Origin of the sequence: Pseudomonas sp. B7, from assembly GCF_016735645.1 — a bacterium.
In the GTDB taxonomy this organism is placed as follows: Bacteria; Pseudomonadota; Gammaproteobacteria; order Pseudomonadales; family Pseudomonadaceae; genus Aquipseudomonas; species Aquipseudomonas glycinae.
Genome location: NZ_JAERRE010000002.1, coordinates 435,775 through 448,216, shown reverse-complemented (window position 1 = coordinate 448,216; position 12,442 = coordinate 435,775). Strand labels below are relative to the sequence as shown.

Here is a 12,442-nt window from a genome sequence, read left to right as displayed (position 1 = left end):
AAGCCCGAAAGGGGCTGAGTTTGGCATAGAACCGCCGTTGCACGAAAGACCGGCAAGCTGACAGCGAGGTGTCCGCCAGTCGCAGTCTTCGCTATAATCCGCGACCTGCCCACGCCGCAGGCTCGCCGAGCACATGTTGATTCCGGTCTGGGCCGCCATTATCCCGGTCTACACAGGGCCTGAAAGGATCGCGCAATGTTTGAAAACTTAACCGACCGTCTCTCGCAGACGCTGCGCCATGTCACCGGCAAGGCGAAACTGACCGAGGACAACATCAAAGACACCCTGCGCGAAGTGCGCATGGCGTTGCTCGAAGCCGACGTGGCCCTGCCTGTGGTCAAGGACTTCGTCAATTCGGTCAAGGAGCGTGCTGTCGGCACCGAGGTGTCGCGCAGCCTGACGCCGGGCCAGGCGTTCGTGAAGATCGTCCAGGCCGAACTCGAAAGCCTGATGGGCGCGGCCAACGAAGACTTGAACCTGAGCGCCGTGCCGCCTGCCGTCATTCTGATGGCCGGTCTGCAGGGTGCGGGTAAAACCACCACCGCCGGCAAACTGGCGCGCTTCCTTAAAGAGCGCAAGAAGAAGTCGGTCATGGTCGTGTCGGCGGACATCTACCGCCCTGCTGCTATTAAACAGCTGGAAACCCTGGCCAACGACATCGGTGTGACGTTCTTCCCGTCCGACCTGAGCCAGAAGCCGGTCGACATCGCCAACGCGGCTATTAAAGAAGCAAAACTGAAATTCATCGACGTGGTCATCGTCGACACCGCCGGTCGTCTGCACATCGACGAAGAGATGATGGGCGAAATCAAGGCGCTGCACGCCGCGATCAACCCGGTCGAAACCCTGTTCGTGGTCGATGCCATGACCGGTCAGGACGCGGCCAACACGGCCAAGGCTTTCGGTGATGCGCTGCCGCTGACCGGTGTGATCCTGACCAAGGTCGACGGTGATGCCCGTGGTGGTGCCGCGCTGTCCGTTCGTGCGATTACCGGCAAGCCGATCAAGTTCATCGGTATGGGCGAGAAGAGCGAAGCGCTCGATCCGTTCCATCCTGAGCGGATCGCTTCGCGTATCCTCGGCATGGGCGACGTGCTCAGCCTGATCGAACAGGCTGAAGCGACTCTCGATAAGGAAAAGGCCGACAAGCTTGCTAAAAAGCTGAAGAAGGGCAAGGGCTTCGACCTCGAAGACTTCCGCGATCAGCTGCAACAGATGAAGAACATGGGCGGCCTCGGCGGGCTCATGGACAAGCTGCCGAACATCGGCGGCGTCAATCTCTCGCAAATGGGCAATGCCCAGAATGCCGCAGAGAAGCAGTTCAAGCAGATGGAAGCCATCATCAACTCCATGACCCCGGCCGAGCGCCGCGACCCTGAGCTGATCAGCGGTTCGCGCAAACGCCGGATCGCCCTCGGTTCCGGCACCCAGGTGCAGGACATCGGTCGCTTGATCAAGCAGCACAAGCAGATGCAGAAGATGATGAAGAAATTCTCCGCCAAGGGCGGAATGGCGAAAATGATGCGCGGCATGGGCGGAATGTTGCCCGGCGGCGGCATGCCAAAGATGTAAAAGAACTCGCCGGTCGTCGCACCGGCGCAGTCCCGCAAGGAAGCGGGATCCACAGCAAACCCGCACTCGGCGGGAGCTGACCGGCCGTGTTAAACGACGGCCCCATATGCAAATCTGCACGGCATGCCACAGGCGCCGGAAAAAGTCATTTGCAAAAGTCCGGATATTCCTTAGAATATGCGGCCTTTCGGGCACCCATGCCCGCTGTGCATTTAGATTTGCAGCACCGACTACAGGAACGATGTTCACATGCTAACAATCCGTCTTGCCCTTGGCGGCTCCAAAAAGCGCCCGTTTTACCACCTGACCGTAACCGACTCCCGCAACCCGCGTGACGGTTCCCACAAAGAACAGGTTGGTTTCTTCAACCCTGTTGCCCGTGGTCAGGAAATCCGTCTGTCCGTGAACCAAGAGCGCGTTGCCTACTGGCTGAGCGTTGGTGCACAGCCTTCTGAGCGTGTTGCTCAGTTGCTGAAGGAATCTGCCAAGGCTGCAGCCTGAGCAGTATGAGCGCGACGCCAGAAAAAGCTGATGACCTGATCGTTGTCGGCAAGATTTTTTCGGTTCACGGCGTTCGCGGCGAGGTGAAGGTCTTTTCCTTTACCGATCCGATTGAAAACCTGTTGGGCTATCGCAACTGGACGCTTCGGCGCGAAGGCGTGGTGAAACAGGTCGAGCTGGTCAGCGGCCGATCCACTCAAAAGGATCTGGTTGTAAAGCTCAAAGGCCTCGACGATCGCGATGAAGCCCGTCTTCTGAGCGGTTACGAGATTTGCATCCCGCGAAGCCTTTTGCCCGACCTGACTGCCGACGAGTACTACTGGTACCAGTTGGAGGGTCTGAGCGTCATCAACCAGGACGAACAATTGTTCGGCAAGGTTGATCACCTGTTGGAGACCGGCGCGAACGATGTATTGGTGGTCAAGCCCTGCGTTGGCAGCCTGGATGATCGCGAGCGGTTGTTGCCCTATACGGAGCAATGCGTGCTGGCAATCGACCTGGAAGCAGGCGTGATGAGGGTGGAATGGGACGCGGACTTCTAAGCAATGGCCAGCCTGCGCGTAGACGTCATTACGCTGTTCCCCGAGATGTTCTCGGCCATCAGTGAGTACGGCATTACCAGTCGTGCGGTCAAACAGGGGCTCTTGCAGCTGACCTGTTGGAATCCGCGGGATTACACGACGGATCGACATCACACTGTGGACGATCGCCCGTTTGGCGGTGGTCCGGGCATGGTGATGAAGATCAAGCCCCTGGAAGATGCTCTGGTTCAGGCCAAGGCAGCAGCCGGGGAGGCGGCGAAGGTGATTTACCTGTCCCCCCAAGGCCGTCAACTGACTCAGTCGGCGGTACGCGAACTGGCGAAATCGGATGCATTGATCCTGATTGCCGGTCGCTATGAAGGCATTGACGAGCGCTTTATTGAGGCTCATGTCGATGAAGAGTGGTCGATTGGTGACTATGTGTTGTCTGGCGGCGAGCTGCCGGCCATGGTCATGATCGATGCGGTTACACGACTGCTGCCCGGAGCTTTAGGGCATGCGGATTCCGCTGAGGAAGATTCCTTTACGGATGGTCTGCTGGATTGCCCGCACTACACCCGACCTGAGGTGTATGCGGATCAGCGTGTTCCCGACGTGTTGCTGAGTGGCAATCACGCGCATATCCGGCGTTGGCGTTTACAGCAGTCCCTTGGTCGGACCTATGAACGACGCGCCGATCTTCTGGAAAGCCGCTCGCTTTCTGGAGAAGAGAAGAAGCTGCTCGAGGAATACATCCGCGAGCGGGACGATAGTTAACAACGTATCGATGGTAGATCAGACGATTTACCTTAGGAGCACAGCATGACCAACAAAATCATCCTTGCACTCGAAGCAGAGCAGATGACCAAAGAAATCCCTACCTTTGCCCCGGGCGACACCATCGTCGTTCAGGTGAAAGTGAAGGAAGGCGATCGTTCCCGTCTGCAAGCGTTCGAAGGCGTTGTAATCGCCAAGCGTAACCGCGGCGTGAACAGTGCGTTCACCGTTCGTAAAATCTCCAACGGTGTTGGCGTAGAACGTACTTTCCAGACCTACTCCCCGCAGATCGACAGCATGGCTGTCAAACGTCGCGGTGACGTACGTAAAGCCAAGCTGTACTACCTGCGCGACCTGTCGGGTAAAGCAGCTCGCATCAAGGAAAAACTGGCTTAAGTCCAGCTTCCGATGCAGAAAAAAGCAGCCTACGGGCTGCTTTTTTGTTGCCCGCAATTTATCCACAGCATTCCGTTTCAGGCCTGACCCATGACCCCTCGCGAGCAAGAAATCGAACTCCGCACCGAACTGTCGGTGACCCGCGTGACCAAGGCGGTTTTCCCGCCGACCACCAACCACCACAACACGCTGTTCGGCGGCACTGCGCTGGCCTGGATGGACGAAGTGTCGTTCATCACCGCCACACGGTTTTGCCGTTTGCCGCTGGTGACCGTGTCCACCGATCGTATCGACTTCAACCACGCGATCCCGGCGGGTTCTATAGTCGAACTGGTCGGACGGGTGATCAAGGTTGGCAACACCAGCCTCAAGGTCGAAGTGGAAGTGTTCGTCGAAAGCATGAGTTGCGATGGCCGTGAGAAAGCCATTCACGGGCAGTTCAGCTTCGTTGCCATTGATGATGACAAGCGTCCGGTGCCGGTGCTGCCGGGTTTCGCGGCCTGATCCAGCACCGAGTCGCGATCCGGCCGGTCAGGCGTTGACGCTCTCCGGCTGAATCAGCGCCACCAGCGTCCACCCCGGCCCAGGTTTCAGCACGGTTTCCGGCGACACGACATGCACCCAGCCGCTGTCATCGCGCATGAACAGCAGTGTCGCGCGGTTGCCATGCAGCGCCCGGTAATCGTCCCAGCCAAATCCGTCCGTCAGCGTCGTGCTGTACAGATCGGCGCCCTGACCCAGTTGGCTGGCCAGTCTGGCGTAAGTCAGCGCTTCGTTACCCAGTTGATTGCCGCGATGTTCGAGGCTGGCGCGGTGCTTGTCGCTGCGACGGCTTTCCTGACCACTGGCGAGCCCGAACAATCGTTGATGGCCGAAGTCATGACGAAAGCGCATGGCTGCCAGCGTATTGAGTTCGCCCGACGGTGACAGCGCCAGCAAATGCCCCAGCCCGACTAGGTCCAGATGTGCATCGGCGTGCTGCGAGGCCGGATTGCCAAAGTAGGTCGGCAAGCCTTCCATGCGCGCCGCCCGGATATTTTCCCAGCTTGAATCCGTCAGCAGCACCCGGCTGCCCAACTGCTGCAGCGACTTGCCGAGCAGGCGCGCAGGCCCGTTCGCCCCGACGATCAGGAAGCCGCTGGGCGCTGGTTCCGCAACTTTCAACAGTCGGGCCAGGGGCCGGGCAGTCGCACTTTGCAGCACGACGGTGCCGATGATCACGGCGAAGGTCAGCGGCACCAGCAACAGCGCGCCTTCATGGCCCGCTTCATCCAGGCGAATCGCAAAGATCGCCGAGACCGCCGCCGCGACGATCCCGCGCGGGGCAATCCAGCACAACAGTGCACGCTCACGCCAGCTCAGACTCGAACCGGCGGTACTCAGCACCACGTTCAGCGGCCGGGCGATCAACTGGATCACCAGCAACAGAATCAACACCAGCGGCCCGAGACCGATCAGCGCGTTGAGGTCCAGTCGTGCCGCCAGCAGGATGAATAACCCGGAAATCAGCAACACGCTGAGGTTTTCCTTGAAGTGCAGGATGTGCCGCACATCCACGCCCTTCATGTTCGCCAGCCACATGCCCATCAGCGTCACCGCCAGCAGACCGGATTCGTGCATGACCTGGTTGGCGGCGATGAATATCCCCAGCACCGCGGCGAGCGATGCCAGATTGTGCAAATACTCCGGCAACCATTGGCGCCGGATGATCGTGCCGAGCAGCCAGCCACCGGCGACGCCGAACGCGCTGCCGCAGACAATCACCCCGCCAAATGTCAGCAGGCTCTGTTCCAGGCCATGGCCTTCGGCCCGAGCAATGATGAAGCTGTAGACCACCACCGCGAGCAGCGCGCCGATCGGGTCGATCACAATCCCTTCCCAGCGCAGGATATTGGCGATCGAAGCCTTCGGCCGCACCACGCGCAGCATCGGCACGATCACGGTCGGCCCGGTGACCAGGGTCAGACTGCCGAAGAGGATGGCGAGCAACCAGTCGAAGCCCAGCAGCCAGTGGGTCGCGACCGCAATCACGATCCAGGTCGAGAGCGCGCCAAGGGTCACCAGCCGATGCACGACGCTGCCGATCTCGCGCCACTCCGACAGGTGCAGGGTCAGGCTGCCTTCAAACAGAATCAGCGCCACCGCCAGCGACACCAGCGGCATCAGCAGCGGGCCGAACATTTCCTGAGGGTCGAGCCAGCCCAGCACGGGGCCCGCCAGAATGCCGGTCAGCAGCAGAAACAGAATCGCCGGCAGCTTCAGGCGCCAGGCGAGCCATTGGCAGCCCAGCGCGGCGGCACCGATACCACCGAAAGCCAACAGAATTTGCTGCTCGTTCATTGAAGCTCCCTGTTCCTTGAAATAGCGGGCTATGAAAGACTAGCGGCCATTTCAACCGTTCACTCTTTATTTGCGCGCAGTGCCAAGCCTGCGTGTCTTGAGCGCCCATGCCTGCCATCGACCACCCACTGATCGACCAGTTTCTCGACGCCCTCTGGCTGGAAAAAGGTCTCTCCGACAACACTCGCGACGCCTACCGCAGCGATCTCGCGCTGTTCAACGGCTGGTTGCAGGATAAAGGTCTCGAACTGATCAATGCCGGTCGTGAACTGATCCTTGACCACCTGGCCTGGCGTCTGGAACAGAACTACAAACCCCGCTCCACCGCGCGATTTCTCTCCGGTGTACGTGGCTTTTATCGCTACCTGCTGCGGGAAAAACTGATTTCGGTCGATCCGACCTTGCGCGTGGATATGCCGCAACTCGGTCGGCCATTGCCCAAATCCCTGTCGGAAGCCGACGTCGAAGCGCTGCTGAAGGCGCCAGACCTGAGCGAAGCCATCGGCCAGCGGGACCGCGCCATGCTCGAAGTCTTGTATGCCTGCGGTCTGCGTGTCACTGAGCTGATCAGCCTGACCCTGGAGCAGGTCAACCTGCGTCAGGGCGTGCTGCGGGTGATGGGCAAGGGCAGTAAAGAGCGCCTTGTACCGATGGGCGAGGAAGCGATTGTCTGGGTCGAGCGCTACCTGCGCGACGGTCGCGGCGAGCTGCTCGGCGGGCGCCCCAGCGATGTGTTGTTTCCCAGCCAGCGCGGCGAGCAGATGACTCGGCAGACCTTCTGGCACCGTATCAAGCATCAGGCCAAGGTCGCCGGCATCAGTAAATCGCTGTCGCCGCACACCTTGCGTCACGCGTTTGCCACCCACTTGCTCAACCATGGCGCCGACTTGCGGGTGGTGCAGATGCTGTTGGGCCACAGCGACCTGTCAACCACGCAGATCTACACTCACGTCGCCCGGGCACGTTTGCAGGATCTGCATGCCAAGCATCACCCGCGCGGCTGAGCGCCGTTTGTCTTGCGACAGGCGCATTCGGCCACGCCAGCCTTATGTGGTAGGCTTTGCCGGTTTGCACGATGGGCGGTTATGACCCGGTGTTCCGGCACGGGCGTTCTGATCGTTCCATTTGTCCGCCTTCAGGAGTTCTCATGCGTCTGACCCAGATTTTCGCCGCCGCAGCCATTGCGTTGGTCAGCACCTTTGCCGTCGCCGATGACGCGGCCGACAAAGCGATTCGCCAAAGCCTGGAAAACCTCCAGCTCGACGTGCCGGTGGACACCATCACCGCCAGCCCGCTGCAGGGCCTTTACGAAGTCAAGCTCAAGGGCAGCCGCGTGCTGTACGCCAGCGCCGATGGCCAGTACATCGTTCAGGGGTACATGTTCCAGCTCAAGGACGGCAAACCGGTCAACCTGACCGAGAAGACCGAGCGCCTGGGCATTTCCAAACTGATCAACGCGATCCCGGTGGCCGAGACCGTGGTTTACCCGGCCGTGGGCGAAACCAAGTCGCACATCACCGTTTTCACCGACACCACCTGCCCGTATTGCCACAAGCTGCACGCCGAAGTGCCGGAGCTGAACAAGCGCGGCATCGAAGTGCGCTACGTCGCGTTCCCGCGCCAAGGCCTCGGCTCGCCGGGTGACGAACAGCTGCAAGCCGTGTGGTGCTCGAAAGACAAGAAGGCCGCCATGGACAAAATGGTCGACGGCAAGGAAATCAAAGCCGCCAAGTGCGAGAACCCGGTTTCCAAACAGTTCGCCCTCGGTCAGTCGATCGGCGTGAACGGTACACCGGCCATCGTTTTGGCCGACGGACAAGTCATTCCGGGCTACCAGCCTGCGCCACAAGTCGCCAAACTGGCGCTGGGCGCGAAGTAATTCGCATCGTCACGCTCAGGCGTTGACGAGCGTGGTCCGGCGGCAGGATTGCCGGGCCATCAACAGAGAGCCGCGAACCTGCGGTTGTTTTCACGGCCGGCCTCGTGTCGGCCGTTTTATGGGGAGTTCACAGTGAAACCGGTCAAAGTAGGCATCTGTGGGTTAGGGACCGTCGGTGGCGGAACCTTCAACGTACTTCAGCGCAACGCCGAGGAAATTGCTCGTCGTGCCGGGCGTGGAATCGAAGTGGCACAAATTGCCATGCGCACGCCAAAGCCTCAGTTCCAGACGACCGGTATTGCGATTACCAACGATGTCTTCGAAGTGGCCACGAACCCTGAGATCGACATCGTCATAGAGCTGATGGGCGGCTATACCGTTGCCCGCGAGCTGGTACTCAAGGCCATCGAGAATGGCAAGCATGTGGTCACCGCGAACAAGGCTCTGATTGCCGTTCACGGTAATGAAATTTTCGCCAAGGCACGCGAGAAAGGCGTGATCGTGGCGTTCGAAGCGGCGGTAGCCGGTGGCATTCCAGTGATCAAGGCTATCCGTGAAGGCCTGTCCGCCAACCGTATCAACTGGGTCGCCGGGATCATCAACGGTACCGGTAACTTCATCCTCACCGAAATGCGCGAGAAGGGTCGCGCCTTCGAAGACGTGCTGGCCGAGGCGCAAGCGCTGGGTTACGCCGAAGCCGATCCGACTTTCGACGTCGAAGGCATCGACGCCGCGCACAAGCTGACGATCCTGGCATCGATCGCGTTCGGTATTCCGCTGCAGTTCGACAAGGCTTACACCGAAGGCATCACCAAGCTGACCACCGCCGACGTGAACTATGCCGAAGCGCTGGGCTACCGCATCAAGCACCTGGGCGTGGCACGCAGCACCGCCGCCGGCATCGAGCTGCGCGTACACCCGACGTTGATCCCGGCCGATCGTCTGATCGCCAACGTCAACGGCGTGATGAACGCGGTGATGGTCAACGGTGACGCTGCCGGTTCGACCCTGTTCTACGGCGCTGGCGCCGGCATGGAGCCGACCGCTTCGTCGGTGATCGCGGATCTGGTGGACGTGGTTCGCGCCATGACCTCCGACCCGGAAAACCGCGTGCCGCACCTGGCCTTCCAGCCGGACTCGCTGTCGGCCCATCCGATCCTGCCAATCGAAGCCTGTGAAAGCGCCTACTACCTGCGCATTCAGGCCAAGGACCATCCGGGCGTATTGGCTCAGGTGGCAAGCATCCTCTCGGAGCGCGGCATCAACATCGAGTCGATCATGCAGAAGGAAGTCGAGGAACACGACGGCCTGGTGCCGATGATCCTGCTGACCCACCGCGTGCTGGAGCAGCACATCAACGACGCGATCGCCGCCCTCGAAGCGCTGGCGGGCGTGGTCGGTCCGGTTGTGCGGATCCGCGTCGAGCACTTGAACTAAGCCGATCTCCTTCACCGGTCCCGCCAGCGGGGCCGGTGTCGTGAACACTGTCCATTGGAGTCAGTCATGCGTTACATCAGTACCCGCGGCCAGGCACCGGCCCTGAATTTCGAAGACGTCCTGCTGGCCGGTCTTGCCACCGACGGCGGTCTGTACGTTCCGGAAAACCTGCCACGCTTCACCCAGGAAGAAATTGCTTCCTGGGCCGGCCTGCCGTATCACGAGCTGGCTTTCCGCGTCATGCGCCCGTTCGTCACCGGCAGCATTCCGGACGCCGATTTCAAAAAGATTCTTGAAGAAACCTACGGTGTGTTTGCCCACAACGCCGTTGCGCCGCTGCGTCAGTTGAACGGCAACGAATGGGTGCTGGAGCTGTTCCACGGCCCGACCCTGGCGTTCAAGGACTTCGCCCTGCAACTGCTCGGTCGCCTGCTCGACTACGTGCTGGAAAAGCGCGGCGAGCGCGTGGTGATCGTCGGCGCCACTTCCGGTGACACCGGTTCGGCCGCCATCGAAGGCTGCAAGCATTGCGAAAACGTCGACATCTTTATCCTGCACCCGCACAACCGTGTGTCCGAAGTGCAACGTCGGCAGATGACCACCATCCTCGGTGAGAACATCCACAACATCGCCATCGAAGGCAACTTCGATGACTGCCAGGAAATGGTCAAGGCCAGCTTCGCCGACCAGAGTTTCCTCAAGGGCACTCGCCTGGTTGCAGTCAACTCGATCAACTGGGCGCGGATCATGGCCCAGATCGTTTACTACTTCCACGCAGCCCTGCAATTGGGCGGCCCGGCGCGTTCGGTGTCGTTCTCGGTGCCGACCGGCAACTTTGGCGACATCTTCGCCGGTTACCTGGCGCGCAATATGGGCCTGCCGATCAACCAGTTGATCGTCGCCACCAACCGCAACGACATCCTGCACCGCTTCATGAGCGGTAACCAGTACGTCAAGGAAACCCTGCACGCCACGTTGTCGCCGTCGATGGACATCATGGTCTCGTCGAACTTCGAACGCCTGCTGTTCGACCTGCACGGTCGCAACGGCGCGGCGATTGCCGGCCTGATGGATTCGTTCAAGCAGGGTGGCGGTTTCAGCGTCGAACAGGAACGCTGGACCGAAGCACGCAAGCTGTTCGATTCTCTGGCCGTGGACGATGCGCAAACCTGCGAAACCATCGCCGAAGTCTACGAGCAGACCGGTGAAGTGCTGGATCCGCACACCGCCATCGGCGTGAAAGCCGCTCGCGAATGCCGTCGCAGCCTGGATATCCCGATGGTGATTCTGGGCACGGCGCATCCGGTCAAGTTCCCGGACGCGGTGGAGAAAGCCGGTGTAGGAAAAGCTCTCGAACTACCTGCACATCTTTCTGATTTGTTTGAGAGAGAAGAGCGCTGCACCGTTCTGCCAAATGAGCTCAAAGCCGTGCAGGCCTTTGTCAGCCAGCATGGCAACCGCGGCAAGCCTCTTTAAGCGCGCAAAGCTGTCACATTTTGAAGCCCGTCTCCTGACGGGCTTTCTTGTTTTTGCATGCCACACTGCGCGCGTTTCGCCCACCAAGGACGGGCGAGTCGATGACGAAGGATGTGGCAATGCGGTTTTTTTCAGGATTGAAACCAGCCCTGTGCTGGTGGTTTTTGTTGGGAGGCTTCGGGCTGGCGCAGTGGGCCGAAGCTGCCCATCTGGCGAAGCATTCCGAGGCGCTGGAGAGTGTTCAGCTTATCGAGCTGGATGAACATGAGCGTCAGTGGATTCGAGAGAATCCCCGAGTGGTCGTTGCCTCGGTGCAATACCCGTTGTATCTGTTTCAGGACGAGCATGGCCAGTGGAGCGGCTTGAACAACGATGTGCTCAAGCACATCAGCACCATGACCGGATTGCAGTTCGTCCATCAGGAGTCGTTTTCCACCGATCACATGCTGGAACGGCTCCAGAGTGGCGTGGCCGACATCAGCACGACGTTGGCAATGAATGACGAGCGCAAGGTATTTCTGGACTTCAGTCACGCGTTCGGTGGTGCCGGATGGGTGTTCGTCGGTCATTCGGACGAGCCGGCGATACAGTCGCTCGCAACGCTGACCAAGCGGGTACTGGTGCTGCCGGCCAGGCATGCGCTTGAGGACAGCATCCGACGCGACTACCCGTCGATCCAGATCCGCTCGGTCAAGACCTATGCCGAGGCTCGGGCACTGGTCGAGAGCGGCGAGGCCTACGCCACTATCGAAAACGAGATCGGGGCTCAGCTGTTTCCCTCAGGGCTGCTCAAGGTCGGTGGTCTCGTGGAGGGCAAGTGGGAGGCCGATCATCTGGCCGTCCGCAAGGGAATGCCTGAACTGCTGAGCATCCTCAACAAGGCATTGGGTGCTTTCTCGGGGGCTGAACTGCGGGCCATGCGTCTTAAATGGCTGGGAGGCGTTTCCCCTGTGCCCGCACCCTCGATCGGGGCACGCATGATCGAGTGGGGCTGCTGGGCAATGGGCGCTGTGGGTTTGTTTGGGCTGCTGTCGCTATTGTGGAACCGTCGACTGGCGGCGCAAGTAAAACAGCGACGTGAGGCGGAAAAGGATCTGGGCGATCAACTGGCCTTTCAACACGCACTGATCGATGCGATGCCCGACCCCGTGTTCGTGCGCGATCTGCAGGGACGCTTGATCATGTGCAACCGCAGTTATGAGGATGCTCTTTCGGTCCGGCAGGAGCAGGTGCTGGGCCGCATGCTGTTCGAGTTTGATGCACTTCCGCAGGCTACGGCATTGATGCTGCACGACGAATTCATGGCGCAGCTGGGTACGCGTAAAACACGCTTCAGCAAACGACAGTTGATGTTCAAGAGCGGCCCCCGTCAGATCTATCAGTGGACGGTGCCGTTTTACAGTGCCGACGGAAAGCTGCGTGGCCTGCTCGGAGGCTGGACGGACATCACCGAGCGGCGGAAGGAGAGCGGGTGTCGATGTCTGCATTAAAGATGGGAAAAGTCCTATAAGCAGCGATTCCTTTTCTGATGGGAGGCTTAGGA

12 protein-coding genes are annotated in these 12,442 nt (G+C 60.0%); 11 read left to right on the top strand and 1 reads right to left on the bottom strand.

Going from position 1 to position 12,442, the window contains the following annotated elements:
- Nucleotides 1-195 precede the first annotated feature (195 nt).
- The 6 genes from ffh (at nucleotide 196) to JKA62_RS06940 (ending at nucleotide 4,271) form a co-directional block, all read left to right on the top strand.
- Complete coding sequence (gene ffh, locus JKA62_RS06965; protein ID WP_011332612.1) at nucleotides 196-1,572, top strand: signal recognition particle protein; 1,377 nt, start codon at nucleotides 196-198, stop codon at nucleotides 1,570-1,572.
- Between the two features lie 249 nt (nucleotides 1,573-1,821).
- On the top strand, nucleotides 1,822-2,073 hold the full coding sequence (gene rpsP / locus JKA62_RS06960; RefSeq protein WP_003185073.1) for a 30S ribosomal protein S16: 252 nt from the start codon (nucleotides 1,822-1,824) through the stop codon (nucleotides 2,071-2,073).
- 5 nt (nucleotides 2,074-2,078) lie between these two features.
- A complete protein-coding gene (gene rimM / locus JKA62_RS06955) occupies nucleotides 2,079-2,615 on the top strand; it encodes a ribosome maturation factor RimM (protein WP_011332613.1) in 537 nt (178 codons plus the stop codon).
- Nucleotides 2,616-2,618: 3 nt separating this feature from the next.
- Entirely contained in the window at nucleotides 2,619-3,371 is a 753-nt protein-coding gene (gene trmD, locus JKA62_RS06950; RefSeq protein WP_003221981.1) for a tRNA (guanosine(37)-N1)-methyltransferase TrmD, read from the top strand.
- Nucleotides 3,372-3,416: 45 nt separating this feature from the next.
- On the top strand, nucleotides 3,417-3,767 hold the full coding sequence (gene rplS / locus JKA62_RS06945) for a 50S ribosomal protein L19 (protein WP_003175895.1): 351 nt from the start codon (nucleotides 3,417-3,419) through the stop codon (nucleotides 3,765-3,767).
- Between the two features lie 90 nt (nucleotides 3,768-3,857).
- Nucleotides 3,858-4,271, top strand: a complete 414-nt coding sequence (locus tag JKA62_RS06940; protein ID WP_201817030.1) for an acyl-CoA thioesterase — start codon at nucleotides 3,858-3,860, stop codon at nucleotides 4,269-4,271.
- A gap of 27 nt (nucleotides 4,272-4,298) precedes the next feature.
- On the opposite strand, the gene JKA62_RS06935 is transcribed toward JKA62_RS06940, so the two are convergent.
- A complete protein-coding gene (locus tag JKA62_RS06935) occupies nucleotides 4,299-6,107 on the bottom strand; it encodes a cation:proton antiporter (protein ID WP_011332615.1) in 1,809 nt (602 codons plus the stop codon).
- A gap of 107 nt (nucleotides 6,108-6,214) precedes the next feature.
- On the opposite strand from JKA62_RS06935, the gene xerD reads away from it, so the two are divergent.
- The 5 genes from xerD (at nucleotide 6,215) to JKA62_RS06910 (ending at nucleotide 12,389) form a co-directional block, all read left to right on the top strand.
- Nucleotides 6,215-7,111 (top strand): site-specific tyrosine recombinase XerD, encoded by an 897-nt coding sequence (gene xerD, locus JKA62_RS06930; RefSeq protein ID WP_011332616.1) that lies wholly within the window; start codon nucleotides 6,215-6,217, stop codon nucleotides 7,109-7,111.
- Between the two features lie 143 nt (nucleotides 7,112-7,254).
- Nucleotides 7,255-7,986, top strand: coding sequence for a bifunctional protein-disulfide isomerase/oxidoreductase DsbC (dsbC, locus tag JKA62_RS06925; protein WP_201817027.1), 732 nt, complete (start codon nucleotides 7,255-7,257; stop codon nucleotides 7,984-7,986).
- Nucleotides 7,987-8,118: 132 nt separating this feature from the next.
- Nucleotides 8,119-9,423 carry a homoserine dehydrogenase gene (locus JKA62_RS06920; RefSeq protein WP_201817018.1) on the top strand — a complete coding sequence of 435 codons (1,305 nt, stop codon included), beginning with the start codon at nucleotides 8,119-8,121 and terminating at the stop codon, nucleotides 9,421-9,423.
- A gap of 66 nt (nucleotides 9,424-9,489) precedes the next feature.
- Nucleotides 9,490-10,899: a threonine synthase gene (gene thrC / locus JKA62_RS06915; protein WP_064382412.1), complete on the top strand. Its 1,410-nt coding sequence runs from the start codon at nucleotides 9,490-9,492 to the stop codon at nucleotides 10,897-10,899.
- 119 nt (nucleotides 10,900-11,018) lie between these two features.
- Nucleotides 11,019-12,389, top strand: a complete 1,371-nt coding sequence (locus JKA62_RS06910) for a transporter substrate-binding domain-containing protein (protein ID WP_201817372.1) — start codon at nucleotides 11,019-11,021, stop codon at nucleotides 12,387-12,389.
- Nucleotides 12,390-12,442: the final 53 nt, after the last annotated feature.

Bases quoted from the DNA above. Each gene is read 5' to 3' on its own strand.
- thrC (WP_064382412.1), top strand. From the start codon at position 9,490: ATGCGTTACATCAGTACCCGCGGCCAGGCACCGGCCCTGAATTTCGAA.
- rplS (WP_003175895.1), top strand. From the start codon at position 3,417: ATGACCAACAAAATCATCCTTGCACTCGAAGCAGAGCAGATGACCAAA.
- trmD (WP_003221981.1), top strand. From the start codon at position 2,619: ATGGCCAGCCTGCGCGTAGACGTCATTACGCTGTTCCCCGAGATGTTC.
- rimM (WP_011332613.1), top strand. From the start codon at position 2,079: ATGAGCGCGACGCCAGAAAAAGCTGATGACCTGATCGTTGTCGGCAAG.
- dsbC (WP_201817027.1), top strand. From the start codon at position 7,255: ATGCGTCTGACCCAGATTTTCGCCGCCGCAGCCATTGCGTTGGTCAGC.
- rpsP (WP_003185073.1), top strand. From the start codon at position 1,822: ATGCTAACAATCCGTCTTGCCCTTGGCGGCTCCAAAAAGCGCCCGTTT.
- ffh (WP_011332612.1), top strand. From the start codon at position 196: ATGTTTGAAAACTTAACCGACCGTCTCTCGCAGACGCTGCGCCATGTC.
- JKA62_RS06935 (WP_011332615.1), bottom strand. From the start codon at position 6,107: ATGAACGAGCAGCAAATTCTGTTGGCTTTCGGTGGTATCGGTGCCGCC.
- xerD (WP_011332616.1), top strand. From the start codon at position 6,215: ATGCCTGCCATCGACCACCCACTGATCGACCAGTTTCTCGACGCCCTC.
- JKA62_RS06910 (WP_201817372.1), top strand. From the start codon at position 11,019: ATGCGGTTTTTTTCAGGATTGAAACCAGCCCTGTGCTGGTGGTTTTTG.
- JKA62_RS06940 (WP_201817030.1), top strand. From the start codon at position 3,858: ATGACCCCTCGCGAGCAAGAAATCGAACTCCGCACCGAACTGTCGGTG.